At 66.2% G+C, this 20,167-nt stretch carries 20 protein-coding genes; 1 reads left to right on the forward strand and 19 read right to left on the reverse strand.

Translation table 11 applies throughout. The features are described 5' to 3' along the window. Positions 1 to 530: 530 nt before the first annotated feature. A complete protein-coding gene (locus BM388_RS12175; protein ID WP_425431930.1) occupies positions 531 to 2,165 on the forward strand; it encodes a ribonuclease J in 1,635 nt (544 codons plus the stop codon). An 85-nt stretch (positions 2,166 to 2,250) separates the two neighbouring features. Here BM388_RS12175 and BM388_RS12180 read toward each other — a convergent pair whose 3' ends face one another. The 19 genes from BM388_RS12180 to BM388_RS12270 all read right to left on the reverse strand — a co-directional run bounded on the left by BM388_RS12180 (position 2,251) and on the right by BM388_RS12270 (position 20,164). Beyond that, positions 2,251 to 2,541 (reverse strand): H-NS family histone-like protein, encoded by a 291-nt coding sequence (locus tag BM388_RS12180; RefSeq protein ID WP_089850534.1) that lies wholly within the window; start codon positions 2,539 to 2,541, stop codon positions 2,251 to 2,253. A gap of 259 nt (positions 2,542 to 2,800) precedes the next feature. Then, positions 2,801 to 3,793 carry a GTP 3',8-cyclase MoaA gene (gene moaA, locus BM388_RS12185; protein ID WP_089850536.1) on the reverse strand — a complete coding sequence of 331 codons (993 nt, stop codon included), beginning with the start codon at positions 3,791 to 3,793 and terminating at the stop codon, positions 2,801 to 2,803. Beyond that, the gene (moaE, locus tag BM388_RS12190; RefSeq protein WP_089850539.1) at positions 3,793 to 4,245 is read right to left on the reverse strand and encodes a molybdopterin synthase catalytic subunit MoaE; all 453 of its coding nucleotides are present in this window, start codon (positions 4,243 to 4,245) and stop codon (positions 3,793 to 3,795) included. Before moaE ends, moaA begins: the two co-directional genes overlap by 1 nt. 3 nt (positions 4,246 to 4,248) lie before the next feature. Beyond that, positions 4,249 to 5,115 (reverse strand): cyclic pyranopterin monophosphate synthase MoaC, encoded by an 867-nt coding sequence (gene moaC / locus BM388_RS12195; RefSeq protein WP_245781537.1) that lies wholly within the window; start codon positions 5,113 to 5,115, stop codon positions 4,249 to 4,251. A 14-nt stretch (positions 5,116 to 5,129) separates the two neighbouring features. Further along, positions 5,130 to 6,413, reverse strand: coding sequence for a molybdopterin molybdotransferase MoeA (moeA, locus tag BM388_RS12200; protein ID WP_089850541.1), 1,284 nt, complete (start codon positions 6,411 to 6,413; stop codon positions 5,130 to 5,132). After that, positions 6,410 to 6,994, reverse strand: a complete 585-nt coding sequence (gene mobB, locus BM388_RS12205; protein ID WP_089850542.1) for a molybdopterin-guanine dinucleotide biosynthesis protein B — start codon at positions 6,992 to 6,994, stop codon at positions 6,410 to 6,412. The genes moeA and mobB overlap by 4 nt, the downstream gene beginning before the upstream one ends. After that, complete coding sequence (gene mobA / locus BM388_RS12210; RefSeq protein WP_089850544.1) at positions 6,991 to 7,632, reverse strand: molybdenum cofactor guanylyltransferase MobA; 642 nt, start codon at positions 7,630 to 7,632, stop codon at positions 6,991 to 6,993. Before mobA ends, mobB begins: the two co-directional genes overlap by 4 nt. A gap of 211 nt (positions 7,633 to 7,843) precedes the next feature. Beyond that, positions 7,844 to 9,085: a uracil-xanthine permease family protein gene (locus BM388_RS12215; RefSeq protein WP_089850546.1), complete on the reverse strand. Its 1,242-nt coding sequence runs from the start codon at positions 9,083 to 9,085 to the stop codon at positions 7,844 to 7,846. Positions 9,086 to 9,185: 100 nt separating this feature from the next. After that, entirely contained in the window at positions 9,186 to 10,829 is a 1,644-nt protein-coding gene (locus BM388_RS12220) for a glycerol-3-phosphate dehydrogenase/oxidase (protein ID WP_089850548.1), read from the reverse strand. A 178-nt stretch (positions 10,830 to 11,007) separates the two neighbouring features. Continuing rightward, positions 11,008 to 12,750 carry an ABC transporter substrate-binding protein gene (locus BM388_RS12225; protein WP_089850550.1) on the reverse strand — a complete coding sequence of 581 codons (1,743 nt, stop codon included), beginning with the start codon at positions 12,748 to 12,750 and terminating at the stop codon, positions 11,008 to 11,010. Positions 12,751 to 12,972: 222 nt separating this feature from the next. Then, a complete protein-coding gene (locus tag BM388_RS12230) occupies positions 12,973 to 13,245 on the reverse strand; it encodes a DUF2160 domain-containing protein (protein WP_089850552.1) in 273 nt (90 codons plus the stop codon). Between the two features lie 12 nt (positions 13,246 to 13,257). Next, positions 13,258 to 14,151, reverse strand: coding sequence for a carbohydrate ABC transporter permease (locus BM388_RS12235; protein WP_089850553.1), 894 nt, complete (start codon positions 14,149 to 14,151; stop codon positions 13,258 to 13,260). Continuing rightward, positions 14,144 to 15,034, reverse strand: a complete 891-nt coding sequence (locus BM388_RS12240) for a carbohydrate ABC transporter permease (RefSeq protein WP_089850555.1) — start codon at positions 15,032 to 15,034, stop codon at positions 14,144 to 14,146. The genes BM388_RS12235 and BM388_RS12240 overlap by 8 nt, the downstream gene beginning before the upstream one ends. Continuing rightward, positions 15,027 to 16,127 carry an ABC transporter ATP-binding protein gene (locus BM388_RS12245; protein WP_089850557.1) on the reverse strand — a complete coding sequence of 367 codons (1,101 nt, stop codon included), beginning with the start codon at positions 16,125 to 16,127 and terminating at the stop codon, positions 15,027 to 15,029. The genes BM388_RS12240 and BM388_RS12245 overlap by 8 nt, the downstream gene beginning before the upstream one ends. Position 16,128: 1 nt before the next feature. Then, positions 16,129 to 17,217 (reverse strand): ABC transporter ATP-binding protein, encoded by a 1,089-nt coding sequence (locus BM388_RS12250; protein ID WP_089850559.1) that lies wholly within the window; start codon positions 17,215 to 17,217, stop codon positions 16,129 to 16,131. 501 nt (positions 17,218 to 17,718) lie between these two features. After that, positions 17,719 to 18,348, reverse strand: coding sequence for a uracil phosphoribosyltransferase (gene upp / locus BM388_RS12255; protein ID WP_089850561.1), 630 nt, complete (start codon positions 18,346 to 18,348; stop codon positions 17,719 to 17,721). Between the two features lie 99 nt (positions 18,349 to 18,447). Beyond that, a complete protein-coding gene (gene ung, locus BM388_RS12260) occupies positions 18,448 to 19,131 on the reverse strand; it encodes a uracil-DNA glycosylase (protein ID WP_089850563.1) in 684 nt (227 codons plus the stop codon). Between the two features lie 3 nt (positions 19,132 to 19,134). Further along, a complete protein-coding gene (gene gpt, locus BM388_RS12265; RefSeq protein ID WP_089850566.1) occupies positions 19,135 to 19,614 on the reverse strand; it encodes a xanthine phosphoribosyltransferase in 480 nt (159 codons plus the stop codon). Positions 19,615 to 19,618: 4 nt separating this feature from the next. After that, positions 19,619 to 20,164 carry an adenine phosphoribosyltransferase gene (locus BM388_RS12270; RefSeq protein WP_089850568.1) on the reverse strand — a complete coding sequence of 182 codons (546 nt, stop codon included), beginning with the start codon at positions 20,162 to 20,164 and terminating at the stop codon, positions 19,619 to 19,621. Positions 20,165 to 20,167: the final 3 nt, after the last annotated feature.

Raw genomic sequence — 20,167 nt, forward strand, 5'->3', positions numbered from 1 at the left:
CCTGCGAGGCAATGGGCAAGCCACACGGCAGCCGGGCCACGACATGACGGCAGTGTCCCAGTGCCTGCGGGTCAGGGAGCGTCGGGCCGGTAGGAGAACCCCTGGCGGTCCTATGAGGCTCCCGCCCTCCGGGGCAGGGTGACCCTCGAGCGTAGAGCAGGGTAGCTCCGCGACGAAGTGATGACAGGTCGGTACCCAACCCACGAATACCAGAGAGATCCACCGTCGCTGATAGCCCCTCGCTTCCTGACCCGTAGGCATTGAGGACAACCGCATGCACTGAAGAGACAACCGAGCCCTTGACAGGTCAATCCATACCAGGACCTCCTCTTCGGCTTGTCCCCAGCGCCCCCTTGATTCCAGCAACTGCGCGGATGGCCGCGTTGTGAGGCGCGCCGGCCATCCCGTATAGTGTTCGTACACGTTTTCAGGCCCACCCTTGTCCGATGCTACAACCCCGCGTTCAGATCCGTCCTCGCCGCCGCCCACCGCTGCATTTCCTGCCGCTGGGGGGCTGTGGCGAGATCGGCATGAATCTCAGCCTCTATGGCTTCGGTGAGAGGTCAGATGGCGAGAGGGGCGGCAAAAGAGGCGGCGAGGACGATTGGATCGCCGTGGACTGCGGCATGATGATCCGCCAGGACCTGCCGGACAATCCGCTTCAGGTCCCCGACCTCTCCACCCTCGAGCGGCTGTCGATCCGGCCCCGGGCGCTGATCATCACCCACGGCCACGAGGACCATATCGGCGCCGCCGCCTGGCTATGGCCGAAATGGGGCTGCCCGATCCACGCCACGCCGCTGGCGGCGGGCCTGCTGCGGGCCAAGTTCGTCGAGCGCGGGCTCGCCACCGACGCCATCCAGGTGATCGAACCCGGCGAGGCGCTGGAGACCGGTCCCTTCACCCTGCGTTTCCTGCCGCTGACTCACTCGATTCCGGAGAGCTGCGCGCTGCTGATCGCCGCGGGCGAACACCGGGTGCTGCACACCGGCGACTGGAAGCTCGACCCCGAGCCGTTGATCGGCCCGCCGATCTCGGCCGCCACCTTCCGCGCCATCGCCCCGGCGGACCTGGTGGTGGGCGACTCCACCAACGCCCCGCTGCCCGGCCATTCGCGAAGCGAAGGCGAGGTCGCCGAGGCCCTGACCCGAACCATTACTCGCTGCGAGGGCCGCGTGGTGGTCAGCTGTTTCGCCAGCAACCTGGCCCGGGTGCTGGCCATCGGCCGCGCGGCTCGGCGCTGCGGGCGTCGCGTCAGCCTGATGGGACGCTCCATGGAGCGCATGGTCGGGGTGGCCCGCCAACTGGGCTACATGGATGACCTGCCGCCACTGGTCCCGGTCGCCGATCTCGGCTACCTGCCCCCCGAGGAGGTGCTGGTGATCGCCACCGGCAGTCAGGGCGAGCCCCGGGCAGCGCTTTCCCGCCTCTCGCGGGGGCGCCATCCCCACTTCGAGCTGATGACCGGTGACACCGTGATCTTCTCGGCCAAGGCGATTCCCGGCAACGAGCGGCTGATCGAGCGACTGAAGGCCGGGCTCCGCCACTTCGGCGTCAGCCTCTTCGACGAGGAAAATCATCCCGAACTGCACGCCTCGGGCCACCCGGCTCAGGAGGAGCTACGCACCTTCTACGGCTGGATGAAGCCGCGCCACCTGCTGCCGGTACACGGCGAGGCTCGCCACCAGCAGGCCCACCAGTCACTGGCGGCCTCGCTCGGCATTCAGGCCCCGCTGATACCGACCAACGGCGACCTGATTCGCCTGGATGCCAACGGCCTCTCCCTCACGGCGCGCCATCCGCAGCAGCCGCATATCATCAGCCAGGATGCGGTCGCCGCCCTGCCGGGCCTCGGCGGCGGCGACGGGGGGCATCGCTCGCGCCATGGCAGCCTGTATCTCGCCCTCTCGGTGGCCGCCACCGACTCGGGCTGGACGCGGATCGGCCGTCTGATGCTCGACTCGAGCCAGGCAAGCCCCATGGACGAGACCGATTTCGCCGACTGGCTGGACGACTGCCTGGACGGAATCGAGGTGGATTCCCTGGCGGAATTGCGTCTGGCGCTGCAGCCCCGCCTGCTCGGCTGGCTGGCCGATCATCTGCATCGCGTCCCCGAGGTCCACCTGCAGATCCTCGCCGTGGAGGCGGAGATGCCGGGAGAGTAAGGCCGGTTTATTGTGGGAGCGGTCGGTTGGAAACGCGTAGAAAGTCACCACCGCGCCTGGAGAAAAAGGCGCGGCGTAACAGGGCTTACGACTTGCTGCCGTTCTTCGGCGGACGACCGCGCTTGCGGGTGGGCTGTTCGGTCACCAGATCATCCAGGGAAAGGCCGGCCTCGTTGATCTGCTCGCGAATCTCGGCGAGCTTCCTGGCCTTTTCGGCTTCCTCTTCCTGGCGCTGAACTTCCTCGTCCTTCTTCTGCTCGATGACCTCTCCGATGACCTCGGCCAGCTTGTGCAGCTGCTCCATGCTGAGCTGGCGTGCCGCGGCACGAGCCACGTTCTTGTTGCGGGCGATACGCTCCAGGGTTTCGCTGGACATTGGCGGTCTCCATGCCGAATGTTGGAAAATGGCAACCATTAATGACACGTCAAAAGTATATGCACTGATACCACATTGGCAAGAAGTGTTGGAGCAAAGGCGAGGATCTAGCGGCGCGAAATGATCGTCAAACGACTCCCTCGGACGACCGAAAATCCCGAGGACGCACGGCCATTAACGGACGCAAAAAGCAGCGGGCGACACCGAAGTGTCGCCCGAAAATTCCCGTAGGCATCGCCCGACTGCACCCCAGGGCGCGTCAGCCGCCGGTCATGTTCATGAAGCGCACCACCTGAACGTCACCATCGGTGGTGAAGTGATGACGCTCGGGCTTCAATGGCATGGCCGCGACGATCGCCGACTTCACGGCCTCGATATCCCCCGGATAGCGACGCAGGACGGCGCGCAAATCCACGGAGTGTTCGTTGCCGAGGCACAGCAGCAGACGCCCCTCCACCGTGACGCGCACCCGATTGCAGGTATCGCAGAAGTTGTGGCTGTGGGGCGAGATGAAGCCGACCCGCGATTCGCTGTCGGGCATCATGAAGTAGCGGGACGGCCCGAGCGTCGATTCGGTAGTGGGAATCAGCTCATGGCGCGTCTGGATACGTTCCTGGACCTCATCGCTCGAGCAGAAGGTTTCTGCCCGGGAGTGGTCGGAAACATCGCCCAGCGGCATTTCCTCGATGAAGCTGATATCGAGCCCCTCGGCACGCGCGAAGTCGACCAGGTCGATCACTTCGTCGTCGTTGCGTCCCTTGAGGATCACCGCGTTGAGCTTGATACGCTCGAAACCGGCCTCTCGGGCGGCACGAATACCCGCGATGACCTTGTGCAGATCGCCGGTACGGGTCAGCCGACGGAAGCGCTCGGGGTCGAGCGAATCGAGGCTGATATTGAGTCGCTTCAGCCCCCCGTCGCGCAGGCGTCCGGCGAATTTCGGCAGGCTCGCGCCATTGGTGGTCATGGCGAAATCCTTGAGGCCGGGCAGCGCGCCGATATCATCGACCAGACGATCGATGTCGCGACGCACCAGGGGCTCGCCCCCGGTCAGGCGGATCTTCTCCACGCCCATCTCGGTGAAGGCGCGTGCCACCGTCGCCAACTCCTCGAGGGTCAGCACCTGAGCCCGGGGGAGAAAGGTCATTTCCTCGCTCATGCAGTAGACGCAGCGAAAGTCACAGCGATCGGTGACCGAGATGCGCACGTAGCTCACCCGCCTGCCGAAATCGTCGATCAGCTCATCGGTCATTAAGAGTACTCCCAGCGACGGGCATCGTCATGATCACCGTCGCGTTCTGACACCCAGTAGTCCCCGCTGGCCGTGTGCTCCTTCTTCCAGAAGGGAGCGCGGGTCTTGAGATAGTCCATGATGAAGTCGCAGGCCTCGAAGGCGGCGCGTCGATGGGCGCTGGCGACCACTACCAACACGATAGGGTCCGCGGGGGCCAGGCGTCCAATCCGGTGAATCACGCTCACCCCATGAAGCGACCAGCGACCCTCGGCTTCCTGCACGATCGCCTCGAGGGCGGCCTCGGTCATCCCCGGATAGTGTTCCAGGGTCAGCGCCTGCACCTCGGGGCGCTCGTTGAAGTCGCGCACCAGCCCCGTGAAGCTGACTACCGCTCCGATGTCGCTGCGACCGTCGAGGATGGCACGCTGCTCGGCGCCGACATCGAAGCTCTCCTGCTGCACGCGTATCATCGCTCAGCCTCCGGTGACCGGGGGAAAGAAGGCGACCTCGTCGTTCTCGGTCAACGGCGTGGCATCGCCGGCCATCACCTGATTGACGGCGCACAGCACGCGCCCCTGATCGAGTCCCTCGAAGCACGGATCCTGCGACTTGAGCGCCGCCTTGAGACCCGCCACATCGGCACTTGGCAGGTCATGGAAGGGCACCGAGACGTCGCCGACCCCGAGGCGCTCGCGCAGCTCGGCCAGGCACTTGACCCGAATGCAGGGGGTGGCGATATCGCAGCGCACGCCCACCGAAACCTCGCCGGCGGCGCCCTCTCCGGTGACGATGGGCGCCGTGGCGGCCTCGATGACGGAGGCCGCGGTCGCCGGGGCCTCATCGCGCCGATAGTCGCCGGACTTGCCGCCGGTCTTGGCCTCCAGGTGGATGGCGCCGATCTCCATGTCCTTGTCCACGGCCTTGCACATGTCGTAGAGCGTCAGGCAGGCCACGGAGACCGCGGTCAGGGCCTCCATCTCCACGCCGGTGCGGCCATTGAGGCGGCAGGTCGCGGTGACGTGGACGCAGGCGTTCGGCTCATCGAGCTCGAAATCGATGGCGACCTTGGACAGCGCCAGGGAGTGACAGAGGGGAATCAGCTCGTGGGTGCGCTTGGCGGCCTGGATGCCGGCGATGCGCGCCGTGGCCAGCACGTCGCCCTTGGGCAGCCCGCCCTCGGCGAGCAGCGCCAGGGTCGCGGGCCGCATGCGGATGAGTCCGGAGGCCGAGGCTTCCCGGCGACTCTCCGGCTTGTCGGCGACATCGACCATGTGGGCCTCGCCGCGGGCGTTGAGATGAGTCAGGGACGGGTTGGTCATGGGCTGGTCGGTCATGGACATGGGGAGTCGGCGCCTCAAGGCAATCGGTGAAGGGGTTGGATGCTCACCGCCTCGCCGGGGGCCGCGCCCTCCCGGTCGTCGGCGAGCTCGATCAGGCAGTTGGCCGCCACCATCGAGGAGAGGATGCCGGAGCCCTGGGCGCCGGTACTGCGCACGTGCAGGCGACCATCGTCGGCGGTGTGAAAGATGCCACGCAGGAAGTCGGTGCGGCCGAGGCGGCTCTTCAGGGCCTCGTCGGCAACGGCGGTGAGCCTAAGGGGGCCAACGGCCCCTCGCCCCTGCATCCGGGCCAGCAGCGGGGCCACGAACTGCAGGAAGGTGACCATCACCGCCACGGGATTGCCCGGCAGCCCCAGGAAGGGCACGCCGCGCTCGCCCAGCAGACCGCAGGCCATGGGCCGCCCGGGGCGGATGGCGATACGCCAGAACGCCAGGCGCCCGACCGTCTCCAGCGCCGCCCGGGTGAAGTCGGCATGACCCACCGAGACGCCGCCGCTGGTGATCACCATGTCGGCGTTTTCGGCGGCCTCGCCAAGCGCGGCCTCCATGGCCTCACGATCGTCGGGCAGGATGCCGAGGTCTACCGGCTCGGCGCCCTGCTCAAGCAGCAGCCCCGCCAGGGTATGGCGATTGGCATCATAGATACCGGCGGGCGGCAGCGTCGCACCCGGGGCGGTGACCTCGTCACCGGTGGAGAATACGGCAACCCGCGGCCGACGCTGGACCCAGGCCTCGGCCAGGCCCAGCGAGGCCAGCAGCCCCAGCTCGGCGGCGCCCAGCCGCGTGCCGGCGGCAAGCGCCCGCTGGCCAGAGGATATATCCTCCCCGGCCTGTCGCACGTGTTGGCCACGGCGGACGCGCTCGGGACGGTCGATTTCCACCCGCTCGTTTTGCTCTTCGTTGAACGGCTGAACATCGAGCGCCTCAATGAGCTGCTCACGCATGATCACGGTATCGGCCCCCGGCGGCAGCGGGGCGCCGGTGGTGATGCGCACGCACTCGCCGGCCGCCAGCGACTCGCCGCGCTGCCCGCCGGCGAGCACCTCGCCGACCAGGCGCCACTCGCCGGGCCACGCGGGCTCACTGGGCCAGGCCAGGGCGATGCCGTCCATGGCGGCGTTGGTATTCTGCGGCACGTCGATGGGCGAGACGGCGTCCTCGGCCAGCACACGGCCGTGAAGATCGGATAGCTCGACCCGCTCGGCGGGCAGCGGCGCCTCGATCAGGGTCGCCAGGCGCTCGCCCGCCTCCGCCACCGTCAGCATCCGCTCGCCGAGATCGAAACAGGAGAGCGTCATGACAGCACCTCCTCGCGCGGACACTGGCAGGCCGGCCAGCGGGCGGGCCAGGCGGCGATCCAGTCGGCGAGCGCCTCGAGGTCGTTGAGGTCCAGCGCCTCGACGCCCTCGGGCAGCGCGAGCGCCGCATCGCTCGCCACGGCCCGCACCCAAGGATCCTCGGCGACCCGCAGCGGCTTGCCCACCTCGGGCCGATAGAGTTCCAACTTGGGCAGCGGCCAGGCCTTGAAGCCCTCCACCAGCACCAGATCGGGACGCTGGGGGCGCACCATCTCGATGAGCGCGGCCAGGTCGGCCTCCTCGCGATCCGGGGTCTCCATCATCAGCGCCACCCGCGCCCGGGAGGCGACGACCATGGGCGAGGCACCGGCCTGGCGCAGGCGATGGCTATCCTTGCCGGGCTGGTCGACGTCGAAGGCGTGATGGGCATGCTTGATCACCGCCACGCCGAGACCGCGGCGCCGCAAGGCGGGCAGCAGCTGCTCCAGCAGGGTGGTCTTGCCGGTGCCGCTCCAGGCGGCAATGCCGAGCACCGGGAGATCGTCGTTAAAGGGCAGGCGTTCCGGCACGCGCTCGCTCATGGGTTCACTCTCGTCAACGGTCGCATCGCCCGGGCCGCGTCGCCGAGGGCGCGCTCCAGGCGCTGTTTCTCGTCATCGGTATTGAGGTTGGCGAAGGCATCGGGGCAGTCGCTGACGTCCACCCGACACCAGGCGTGGCGCGCGTACCAGCGGTCGATCTTGCGCTCGCCGTCGGCCAGGGCCGCGGCCAGATCATCGGCCAGCGAGGTGCGCATCAGCGCCACCACCGGGTGCAGGCGCTCGCCATCGAAGGCCACGGCGATATCGTGCTCGCCCTCGTTCTCACCAATGCCGGCGACCAGGCGCGCGACCAGATCACCGGGCAGCGCCGGGGTGTCACAGGGCACCACCACCAGCCAGGGGGTGGTCGCGGCACGCAGGCCCGTGTAGATGCCCATCAGCGGGCCCTGATAGCCACCCTCGGCGTCGGTCACCACGCGATCGGCCAGCGGCCGATAGCGCTCGACATTGCGGTTGGCGTTGATCAGCACCTCGGCGACGTGCCCTGCCAGTCGCTCGTGGACATGGGCCACCAGCGGCCGCTCGGCGAAGGGCTCGAGCCCCTTGTCACGACCGCCCATTCGGCGACCCTGGCCGCCGGCCAGGATCATGCCGGTGAGCGCTTCTCGGGTGATCATGGGCTCTCCTGGCGAATCGATGGTATCAGTCTCCATGATGCCTTAGCCCGCTCACGGGTGCCATGCCGGGCAAGTCAGCAGGGCCGGTACCCTGATACGGGTCAAGTGCCCTCATCCGGGCCCCGACGGGGCGGCATGCCGTGTTGAAACGTTTCCTCGAACGCGGCGGCAAGCGCCCTGATGATCACGCCATGGGCCTATCTCAGAGAGATCACTCCTCCTCGGCGCGGGGCAGCACCCAGTTCAGCACGATGCCGACCAGCGCGGCGAGGCTGACGCCCTGCAGGGTGAACTGGCCGTTGCCGAACTGCATGCCGCCGATGCCGAAGACCAGCACCAGGGACACCACCACCAGATTACGCGGCGCGGTGAGCGGCTTGCCGGCCCGTACCAGGGTGTTCATGCCCACCACGGCGATGGAGCCGAACAGCAGCGTCATGATGCCGCCCATCACCGGCCCCGGGATGGTCTGCAGCAGCGCGCCAAGCTTGCCGACGAAGGCCAGCACGATGGCGATGCAGGCGGTGGTCACCATGATCCAGGGGTTGAAGGCACGGGTCAGGGTCACCGCACCGGTGACCTCGGAATAGGTGGTGTTGGGCGGCCCGCCGAAGATCGCCGCGGCGGCGGTGGCCAGGCCATCGCCCAGCAGGGTGCGATGCAGGCCGGGCTTCTCCAGGTAGTTCTTGCGGGTCACCGAGCCGATGGCGACCATGTCGCCGATGTGCTCCACCGCCGGGGCGATGGCCACCGGAATCATGAACAGGATCGCCGCCCAGTGAAAGCTCGGCGCGGTAAACGACGGCAGCGCCAGCCAGGCCGCCTCATGCACCGGCGTGAAGTCCACCACGCCCATCAGCGTCGCCAGCGCGTAGCCGGTGAGGATGCCGCCCATGATCGGGATCAGCCGAATCAGGCCGCGCCCGAACACCGCCAGCACCAGCGTGACCAGAAGGCTCGCCATGGAGAGGAAGATGGCGGTGCCGTAACCGATGGCCTCACTGGTCTCGCCGGTGGCCATGTTCACCGCCACCGGCGCCAGCGCCAGGCCGATCACCATGATCACCGGCCCCACCACCACCGGCGGCAGCAGGCGATGCAGCCAGGCGGTGCCCTTGAGGCGCACGAACTGGGAGATCACCACGTAGACCAGGCCCGCGACCATCAGCCCGCCGAGGGTGGCGGGAATGCCGTAGTTGGCCACCGAACTCTGGATGGGCGCGATGAAGGCGAACGACGAGGCCAAAAAGACTGGCACGCTGACCCGCGTGACACCGTGGAAGATCAGGGTGCCGATGCCCGCGGTGAACAGCGCCACGTTGGGATCGAGGCCGGTGAGCAGCGGCACCAGCACCAGGGCGCCGAAGGCGACGAAGAGCATCTGCGCCCCGGTCAGCAGGGTGCGAAGCGGGCTTTCGGTCGGCAGGGGCGAGGCCGCCGTCTGGTCATTCATGGTCGTGGACTCCATCAAATCCGGGGAGGGGCAGTCGAGCTGCGCGGCATTTTACCAGCCTCTCCACGGCTTGGGACCCCGCCTACCCTTGCCCCTGACCCTACTCCCGCCCCTCACGCTCGAGCCCCGCGGACTCCGGCGAGGCGGTCGCCAGATACTCCTGGAGTCGCGCCTCGGCCTGATCGTCGAAGAGGATATCGCAGGCCTCGCGCAGGCCCGGGGAGCGCCGGATGGTGTGTTCCGGGACGACCAGCGAGATCTTCGAGCGGCGCCTCAGGAAGTCTTCGAGCCTGGTCACCATCTCGCGGCGCCTGGCCAGCTTGAGCTCGCAGCGCAGGTACTCGGTGTGCTCGATGAGCACCTCGGCCTGGCGGGGGTCCTGGCGGATGTCTTCCAGCAGCTCGAGCGCCTGGGCGCCGTAGCGGCGCCACAGGCGGGTGCTCAGCGGCTCCGAAGCGCCCTCCCCGGTCATGGCATCCAGGTCCATCAGCCGCGCCTGGTGCATGAAGGCCTCGCGCACCGAGGCATCCGGCTCGCCGTACCAGCGAACGTCCGGATAGGGGATCTCGACGCCGAGGCGTTGAACCTCCGCCACGACCTCCTCGCCGACGTTGAGACAGTCGGTGAGCTTGCCGCCGAAGATGCTCAGGTGACCCATCTCGGCATCGATATCGATGGCGTGCTTGCGTGACAGGTTGAGGAAGTCCCGGTCGTCGCCGCCGCTGGGCTTCACCGCCAGCGGCCGCACGCCGCAGCGGGTGGCGATGATGTCCGCCTTGCGGAGCGGCTTGTCCAGGGCGAGGCGGGTGTTGATGTTGTCGAGCACGAAGCGAATATCGTCCTCGGTGGCCCCGACCTCGGGCTTCTCGACCCGGGTATCGGTGGTGCCGATGCAGGTGCGCGGCCCCATGGGGATCACGAAGAACAGCCGGCCATCGTCGGCGAAGAAGGCCAGCACCCGCTTGCTGTCGGTCAGCCGCGGCACGATCAGATGGATGCCCTTGGAGAAGACATGCCGATGGTCGGTCTGCTGCCCCGAGAGGCTGTTGTGCTGATCGACCCAGGGCCCGGCGGCATTGATCAGCACCTTCGAGCGCACCTCGAAGGTGTGGCCGTCCATGCGATCACGCATCTGGGTGACCCATAGATCGCCCTCGCGCCGTGCGCCCATCGACTCGACGTAGTTGGCCGCCACGGTGCCGAAATCCAGCGCCCCGCGCACAAAGTTGAAGACGAAGCGGGCATCGTTGTCGTGCAGGTAGGCATCGGAATATTCGAAGCCGCCCTGCGCCTGCTTGGTGTCGATGATCGGCTCCCGCGCCTTGATGCCGCCGGGTCGCAGGAAGTTCGGCCGCCGGGTGAAGGCGCTGCCCATCAGCCAGTAGAGCCAGGTGCCGGCCCAGGGGTAGAGGGGATGATGGCGAAAGCCCTTGTTGATCGTGGTCAGGAAGCGAATCTCCTGCACCGTGGAGGGGTAGCTCTCGATCAGGTGGTTGCGGCTCTTGCAGAGCTTGCGCACCAGCGCGAAGTCGCCGCTCTCCATGTACTTGATGCCCCCCCATACCAGGTTGGAGGAGTGCATGCTGGTGCTGCCGGCGAAGTCGCCGCGGTCGATCAGCGCCACCCGAGCGCCCTTGCCGCTAAGCGCGGCGGCGGCGGCGGCGCCGTTGATGCCGGCGCCGACGATCAGCGCATCGAAGACCCGCTCGGGAAGCTGGCGAAGGTTGTTCTCTCTGAGTTGCATGTCTGGCCCTTTTTTCGAAGCACCGGGTGTCGAAACACCTCGTATCGAAGCGAAAGGCCCCGCTCGGCGCGCACCGAGCGGGGCCTCAGGTCCCGTTCAGGCAACCGGTCACACGTTCTGACTCGGCGCCGGGTGAGCCCGGCGCCAGGCTGAGCGGGTCAGGCGACCCGCATGCCGATCATTCGCGCGAGCCGGCGGCCATCCACTCCTCCATCATCTGGTCGTAGGGCACGGTGGTGCCTTGGGGCATCTCGTTGTCCAGCTCGGCCTTGGGCGATCCGGGCTGGGAGAGCCAGTACTCGGGATCGCGCTCCTCGTTGAGGTTGGGGGAATAGGTCGCGAAGACCTTGGCCCGCGCCAGGCGCGCCATGATGCTGTCGAGGTCCGCGGCCAGGTTGTCGAGGCCCTCCTGGGGCGAGATGTCGCCGCTGACCGCCGGCGCCAGGTTCTGCCACCACAGCGGCGCCATGCGCGGATAGTCCGGCACGTTGGTGGAGGACGGCGTCCAGTTCGACTCGTTGGGGCTGCGATAGAACTCGACCAGGCCACCGAGTTTGGGTGCCATCTCGGTCATCTGCTCGGAGAAGATGTCGGATTCGCGGATCGGCGTGAGGCCCGCCATCAGCTTCTCGAGCGACACCGTCTTGGCGGTGGTGAACTGGGCGAACAGCCAGGCCGCGGTGCGGCGATCCTCGGGGGTGGAGTCGAAGAAGGTCCAGGAGCCCACGTCCTGATAGCCGACCTTCGAGCCCTCCTCCCAATAGGGGCCGGTGGGTGACGGCGCCATGCGCCACTTGGGATTGCCCTCCTCGTCGGTGACCGGCAGGGCAGGATCGGTCATGTCCGCAGTGAAGGCGGTGTACCAGAACATCTGCTGGGCGATCTGGCCCTGGGCCGGCACCGGCCCCGCCTCGCCGAAGGTCATGCCGCTGGCCTCGGGCGGCGCGTACTGCTCGAGCCAGTCGACCATCTTGGTCACGGCAAAGACCGAGGCCGGGGAGTTGGTGGCCCCGCCGCGGCTGACGCTCGCCCCCACCGGCTCGCTCTGCTCATTGACGCGGATGCCCCAGTCGTCGACCGGGTTGCCGAACGGCACGCCGGTACTTCCCATGCCGGCCATGGAGAGCCAGGAGTCGTGGAAGCGCCAGCCCAGCGACGGATCGCGGCGACCGTAATCCATGTGGCCATAGACCTTGGTGCCGTCGATCTCGCCGACGTGCTCGGTGAAGAACTCGGCGATGTCCTGGTAGGCCGTCCAGTTGGTCGGCACGCCCAGGTCGTAGCCATAAAGCTCGCGGAACTGGTCCTGCAGGTCCTCGCGCTGGAACCAGTCATAGCGGAACCAGTAGAGGTTGGCGAACTGCTGGTCGGGCAGCTGGTAAAGGCTGCCATCGGGCCCGGTGCCGTACTGCAGGCCGATGAAGTCGTCGAGATCCAGGGTCGGCAACGTATAGTCGGCCCACTCGTTCTCCATGGCGTTGGAGAGGTTGACGGTGGTGCCGTAACGGATATGGGTACCGATGGCGTCGGAGTCGTTGACGTAGCCATCGTAGATGTTGCGACCCGACTGCATCTGGGTCTGCATGTTGTTGACCACATCCCCCTCACCGATGATGTTGTGGGTCACCTCGATGCCGGTGAGCTCGCTGAAGGCCTCGGCCAGCACATCACGCTCGTAGATGTGCGTGGTCAGGCCCTCCGCCACGGTGTTGATCTCCATGCCGCGGAAGGGCTCGGCCGCCTTGGCGAACCACAGGAGTTCCTCGATCTGCTGATCGCGAGACAGCGTCGAATCCTGAAAATGCTCATCGATCAGCCGTTCGGCGATCGCCCGGGCATCGTGGTTGTCGGCGTGCAGGGAGGCGCTGGCCAGCATGATGCTGGCCGCCACCAGTGAGCGTCGTATTGTTATTGCTGTCATGTTGACCTCGTCGGTTATATACAGGGTGTTACAGCGTACCGAGGGCTTTTCCGTCGACAGGCCTTCGAGGGGGCGCTGTGAACCCCTCCCTGGGCGCTACCGACGCCATCCATGGCGTAGGACCCCCTCTTCGCCCTGTCCCCGGCGCCCATCGACCAGCGATTGCACTGCCCCGGGTAGTGACGGTCGTTCATCCGTGAACATTCTCCTCCTTGCGAGTCATCAGCCCCAGCGCATCAGGATCAGTAGCCAGATCACCGACGCCCCCAGGGCCAGCCAGATGCTGAGCGGGGTGAAGCCCACGACCAGCAGATGGATGTAGGCGGCAGTGAGCAGCCCGATGAAGAGGCGATCGCCGCGGGTGGTGGCGATCGGCAGGAAGCCCTTGCGCTCGACCGTCGGCGAGGCCACTTCCCAGGCCGTCATGCCGACCAGCATGGCGGCGATGACCGCGAAGAAGACGGTGGTAGGCGTGGTCCAGACCATCCATTCCATGTCGCGCCCTCCTCAGGTCCGGCCCAGGGCGAAGCCCTTGGCGATGTGATTGCGCACGAAGTAGACCACCACGATGCCGGGCAGGATGGTCAGGGTGCCGGCCGCGGCCAGCGTGCCCCAGTCGATGCCCGAGGCCCCCTTGGTCTGGGTCATCACCGAGGCGATGGGCTGGGCGCCGGTGGAGGTCAGGGTGCTGGCGAGCAGCAGCTCGACCCAGGAGAACATGAACAGGAAGAACAGCGTCACGCCGATCCCCGAGCTGATCATCGGAATGAAGATCTTCACGAAGAAGCGCGGGAAGCTATAGCCGTCGATGAAGGCGGTCTCGTCGATCTCCTTGGGCACGCCGCTCATGAAGCCCTCGAGGATCCACACCGCCAGCGGGATATTGAACAGGCAGTGGGCCAGGGCCACGGCGATATGAGTATCGAAGAGCCCCACCGTGTAATAGAGCTGGAAGTACGGCAGCAGGAAGACCGCTGGCGGCGCCATCAGGTTGGTCAGCAGCCAGAAGAACAGGTGCTTGTCGCCGATGAACTGGTAGCGGCTGAAGGCGTAGGCCGCGGGCAGCGCCACCGCGATGCTGATCAGCATGTTCATCAGCACGTAGGTGATCGAGTTCACGTAGCCCATGTACCAGCTGGGCTCTGTGAAGATCTTGGCGTAGTGTTCCATGGTGAAGTCCTCGGGCCACAGGGTCAGCCCGCCGAGAATCTCGGTGTTGGACTGGAAGGACATGTTGAGCAGCCAGTAGATCGGCAGCAGCACGAAGACGATGTAGGCCGTCATCAGGCCCCGACGGCGCCATTGACGGGAGGCCGGGCGCGCCCGGCGGCGACGACGGTTGTCGGCCGCGGCGGCACGCTTGCGCACGGCATCCGGGGTCGTGGGCAAGGAATCACTCATCGCGGGCCTCCTGTTGGTGGCTGTCTTTCTGCATGTTCATGATCGCGGTGTAGAAGACCCAGGTGACCAGCAGGATGATCAGGAAGTAGATCAGCGAGAAGGCGGCCGAGGGCCCCAGGTCCTGCTGGCCGATCGCCATGGTGGTCAGCGACTGGCTCAGGAAGGTGGTGGAGCTGCCGGGCCCGCCGCCGGTGAGCACGAAGGGTTCGGCGTAGATCATGAAGGAGTGCATGAAGCGCAGCAGCACGCCGATCACCAGCACGTTGGTGAGCTTGGGCAGCTGGATGAAGCGGAACACCGCCCACTTCGAGGCGCGATCGATGCGCGCGGCCTGGTAGTAGGCATCGGGAATCGAGCGCAGGCCGCTATAGCAGAGCAGCGCGATCAGCGGCGTCCAGTGCCAGACGTCCATCAGCACGATGGTCGCCCAGGCATCCACCGGACTCGCCGTGATGTTGTAGCCGTAGCCCAGCTCGCGCAGGCTCCAGCCCATCAGGCCGATGTCGCCGCGGGTGAAGATCTGCCAGATGCTGCCCACCACGTTCCAGGGGATCAGCAGCGGCATGGTCACCAGTATAAGCACGGCGGAGGCCTGCCAGCCCTTCTTGGGCATGATCAGGGCGATGCCGATGCCCAGCGGCACCTCGATGGCCAGCACCGTCAGCGAGAAGGCGAACTGGCGCAGCACGGCCGCCTGCAGGGCCGGGTCGTTGAGCATCTCCTTGAACCACTCGGTGCCGGTGAAGAAGCGCGTGTTGGCATCGAAAACGTCCTGCACCGAGTAGTTCACCACGGTCATCAGCGGGATCACCGCCGAGAAGGCCACCAGCGCCAGCATGGGCAGGATCAGCCACCAGGCCCGGTTGTTGTAGACTTTATTCATGGTCGAACTCCACGCGGAACTCGTCGACGTACAGGCCGAGGCGATCGTCGGGGAAGCGCAGCCAGGCGCGGCCGCTCGGGGTCGTCTGGCCCTCCTCGATGCGCGCCTTGAGGGGCGTGCCGCCCAGCGTCAGGTAGACGATCGAGTAGGTGCCGAGATCCTGGGCGTGCTGCACCCGGGCCTCCATGGCGCCGACGACGGGCTGTTCGTGGACCTCGATGAATTCCGGGCGAATGCCGAGCTTGACGTTGTCCGAGCGCGCCCCGGCCACGGCATCATGGACCCCCTTACCCACCTCGAGCAGTGTCTCGCCAGCCATCACCCGCCCCTGGTGGGTCGTGACTGTCAGGAAATTCATGCCGGGGCTGCCGATGAAATAGCCGACGAAGGTGTGATTGGGAGTCTCGAAGAGCTCACGAGGCGTGCCGAACTGCACCACCTGGCCCTCGTACATCACGGCGATCTTGTCGGCGAAGGTGGAGGCCTCGAGCTGATCGTGGGTCACGTAGACCATGGTGATCTCGAAGCGCTGGTGGATCTCCTTGAGCTTGCGGCGCAGCTTCCACTTGAGCTGCGGGTCGATGACGGTCAGCGGCTCGTCGAAGAGGATGGCCGAGACGTCTTCGCGAACCAGCCCCCGACCCATGGAGACCTTCTGTTTCTCGTCGGCGGAGAGATTCTTCGCCTTGCGCTTGAGCTGACCGGTCAGCTCGAGCACCTCGGCGACCTCCATCACTCGCTCGTGGACCCTGGCCTCTGGCGTCTTCACGTTACGCAGCGGGAAGGCCAGGTTGTCGTAGACGGTCATGGTGTCGTAGATGACGGGAAACTGGAAAACCTGGGCGATATTGCGCGCCTCGGGCGGCAGGGCGTTGACCACCTCCCCATCGAAGAGCACCTCGCCGCTGGAGGGTTCCAGCAGGCCGGAGATGATGTTGAGCAGGGTCGACTTGCCGCAGCCGGAAGGCCCGAGCAGCGCGTAGGCGCCCCCCTGATGCCAGACGTGATCCATCTCGCGGATGGCATAGTCCTCGGGCGACGAAGGGTTCGGCAGATAGGTGTGGGCCAGCGACTTCAGGGTGATCTCGGCCATGTCACACGCCCCCCAGGTGCGTCGGGATATGCACCACGTCGCCGTGGCGATCGAAGGCATAGACCTTGTGGGTCGGGAAGTAGAGCGTCACGGGAGCATCGACGTCGAACTCGTGAACGCCCCCCAGGTGAACGGTCATGTGAAAGCGGTCGTTATGCACATGCAGGAAGGTCTCGGAGCCGCTGATCTCGGCCAGGTCGACGATCATCTGCACCTCGATGTCGTCCTTGGCCCGGGGCGCGAGCGAGATGTGCGAGGCACGCACGCCGAAGCGGTACTCCCCGGGGGGCAGCGAGCGCAGGTCGTCGTTGAGGGGGAAGTGCGTGCGCTCGTCGAAGGTCACCTCATCGCCGGAGATGAGGCCGTGCACGATGTTGATCGGCGGCTCGGAGAACATCTCGGCGGCGAGGATATCCCGCGGGCGGTGGTAAACGTCCTCGGTGCGCCCGTATTGCAGCAGGCGGCCCTCGTGGAGCACGGCGGTGTTTCCGCCGAGCGCCAGCGCCTCGGCGGGTTCGGTGGTCGCATAGACGGCGATGCAGTTGCGTTCGCTGAACACGCTGCGCAGCTCGTCGCGAAACTCCTCGCGAAGCTTGTAATCCAGGTTGACCAGCGGCTCGTCGAAGAGCACCACGTCGGCATCCTTGACCAGCGCCCGCCCCATGGCGGTGCGCTGCTGCTGGCCGCCGGAGAGTTCCAGCGGCAGGCGGTCGAGAAGATGTTCGATGTGCAGCATCTCGGCCACCTCGCGCACCCTGCGATCGATCTCGGCCCGCGGCACCCGGGCTAGCTTCAGGGGCGAGGCGATATTGTCGAAGACGGAGAGGGCCGGATAGTTGATGAACTGCTGATAGACCATGGAGACGTTGCGCTTGCGCACCGAGCGGCCAGTAACGTCTTCACCGTTCATCAGGATGCGGCCCTTGCTGGGCACGTCCAGCCCGGCCATCAGCCGCATCAGGGTGGTCTTGCCCGACAGGGTACGTCCCAGCAGGACGTTGAAGGAGCCGGGCCCGAGCTCCAGGTTCACGCCCGCGATATGTAAGGAGCCACCGACCACATGATCGATGTTGTCTAGGATCAGGGACATACGGATCTCGAGGTGTCGTTGTTATGTGGCGAGTGCGAGGACTCGTCCAGTCAACGTAGTCGAGATTCACTTTCAAACACAAATGTCGCCAAGCGAAAATATTGGCGCCCTGCCCCTCAGCGGCGAGCTTCCGCACGCAACCAACTGAAAGTTTTAGCCTTTATGCGATATTGAACTTTTGTCTAATAAACAGCCGGGATTACGGGTCACGAGTGCCGGCGGGAGCGCATGATCGAAAACGAACATAATGACAACAGACCACACCCATTCGACTCAGGAAAGTCGTTGGCAAACAGACACGACAACAGCAGATGGAGCAACCTGGCGAGACGATAGCGACGGGAAACGCGCGTCGTCAGGGCGTCGCGTGAAGGCGTCGCGTGAAGGGGTTGCGATGGAGATGTGGCGGGAAAGGAGATGTGGCGGGAAAGGAGATGTGTAGCGGGTATCTCCCCACCCGCAGGCAAGGCCCTGCGGGTGGGGGAGCATAATGCGGACGACTCACCGAGTGCCGAAGATCTTGTCGCCGGCGTCGCCCAGGCCCGGGACGATGTAGCCGTTCTCGTCGAGATGGTCGTCGACCGAGGCGGTGTAGAGCTCGATGTCCGGATAGCTCTCCTGGACGCGCTTGATGCCCTCCGGCGCCGCCACCAGCACGATCACCTTCATGTGCTTGCAGCCGCGCTCGCGCAGCATGTCCAGCGTCGCCACCATGGTGCCGCCGGTGGCCAGCATCGGATCGATGACGATCGCCATGCGCTCGTCCATGTCATTGGCGAACTTGGCGAAATACGGCACCGGCTCGAGGGTCTCCTCGTCGCGGTAGAGGCCGACCACGCTGATTCGCGCGCTGGGGATCAGGTCGGTGACGCCGTCGAGCATGCCTAGGCCCGCCCGCAGGATCGGCACGATGGTGACCTTCTTGCCCTTGAGCAGCTGCACCGGAATCGGCTCACCGCTCCAGCCGTCGATGTCCTGAGTCTCGAGCTCGAGGTCGCTGGTCGCCTCGTAGGTGAGCAGCTTGGCCAGCTCGCCGGCCAGTTCGCGGAAACTCTTGGTGCTGATGCCGGCTTCGCGCATCAGGCCAAGCTTGTGCTGGACCAGGGGATGCTGGATGGCGTGGACGCTCATGGGGATGACCTCTTCGACGGCGGCGGGAAGACGGCGACCATCGTCGGATGGACGACGGCAACAAATTGCGCGCCATTCTAAACGCATCCGCCGCCGAGGTTAAGGCTCCTCGGGCAACTGCCAGTCGATGGGCTCGCGGCCCTGCTCGACGAGGAAGGCGTTGGCCCGTGAGAAGTGGTGGTTGCCGAAGAAACCGCGATGCGCCGAGAGCGGCGAGGGATGCGGCGACTCCAGCACCAGGTGACGCCGGGTGTCGATCAGCGAGCGTTTCTGTCGGGCATGACCGCCCCACAGCAGGAACACCGACGGCGCGGCGTGCTCGCTGACCGTTTCGATGGCGCGATCGGTGAAGGTCTCCCACCCCTTTCCGCGGTGAGAGCCGGCACTGCCCTGCTCCACCGTCAGCGAGGTATTGAGCAGCAGCACCCCCTGGCGCGCCCAGGCCTCCAGGTTACCGTGGGCCACCGGCTGGGTGCCGAGGTCCGCCGCCAGCTCCTTGTAGACGTTGACGAGCGAGGGCGGCACGCGCACCCCGGGACGCACCGAGAAACACAGGCCGTGCGCCTGATCCGGCCCGTGGTAGGGGTCCTGGCCGAGGATCACCACCTTGACCTCATCGAGCGGGGTCAGCTCGAAGGCGCGAAACCAGTCGGATGAGTGCGGGTAGATCACCTTCTTGGCCGCCTTCTCGGCGGCCAGGAAATCGCGCAGCGACTGCATGTAGGGCGCATCGAACTCCTGGCCCAGCCACCGCCGCCAGCTGTCGGGAAGGGGGCATGTCATGGCTCAGCGCTTCTCCTGATCGACCAGCGGTTCGACATAGGCCACGCCCATGTCCCAGGGAAACTGTATCCAGCAGTCCTGGGCCACCTCGGTAAGGTACTGATCCACCAGCGGCTTGCCCTCGGGCTTGGCGTAGACGGTCACGAAGTGCGCCTTGGGCAGCATCTCGCGCACCGCCCGGGCGGTGCGACCTGTATCGACTAGGTCGTCGACCAGCAGCCAGCCTTCGCCGTCGTGGTCGACGCCCTTCAGCACCGCCAGGCCGCCCTGCTCCATGCGCTCGTAGCTCTTGATGCAGACGGTATCGATGAGGCGCACGTCGAGTTCGCGGGCGATCAGCGCGGCGGGAATCAGCCCGCCGCGGGTGATCGCGACGATGCCCTTGACATCGCGCCCGATCAACTCACGGCAGAGCTCGCGCACGTCGCGATGCAGCTGGTCCCAGGAGATGATCAGGCGCTGGTGATAGCGTGAGGCGCTCATGGCGTCATTCGTCCTCGGTGAAGGAGCAGACCGCGAACACGCTGAAGCCCGCCTCGCGGATGCGCTGCGCGCCGCCCAGGTCCGGTAGATCGACGATGGTAGCGGTCTCCACCACCTGCCCGCCGCTGCGAGTGATCAGCTTGGCGGCGGCCAGCATGGTGCCACCGGTGGCGATCAGGTCGTCGACCACAAGGATGCGATCCCCCTCGCGGAAGGCATCGGAGTGCAGCTCCACCTCGGCCTCGCCGTACTCCAGGGTGTAGGTCTCGCTGATGGTGCGAAACGGCAGCTTGCCCTTCTTGCGCACCGGCACGAAGCTGCAGCCGAGCTCGTAGGCCAGCGGCGCGCCGACGATGAAGCCTCGCGCATCGATGGCGGCGATGGCGTCGATCTCCATCTCCTGATAGCGATGCACGAAGCTGTCGATCAGCTTGCGGAAGGCGGCGCTGTTCTGCAGCAGCGGCGTGATATCACGGAAGTTGACTCCCGGCTGCGGCCAGTCGGGAACGGTGCGGATCACGGACTTGATGTAGTCGCCGTAGATGCTCATCGG

Origin of the sequence: Halomonas saccharevitans, assembly GCF_900116405.1 — a bacterium.
Taxonomy (GTDB): Bacteria; Pseudomonadota; Gammaproteobacteria; order Pseudomonadales; family Halomonadaceae; genus Halomonas; species Halomonas saccharevitans.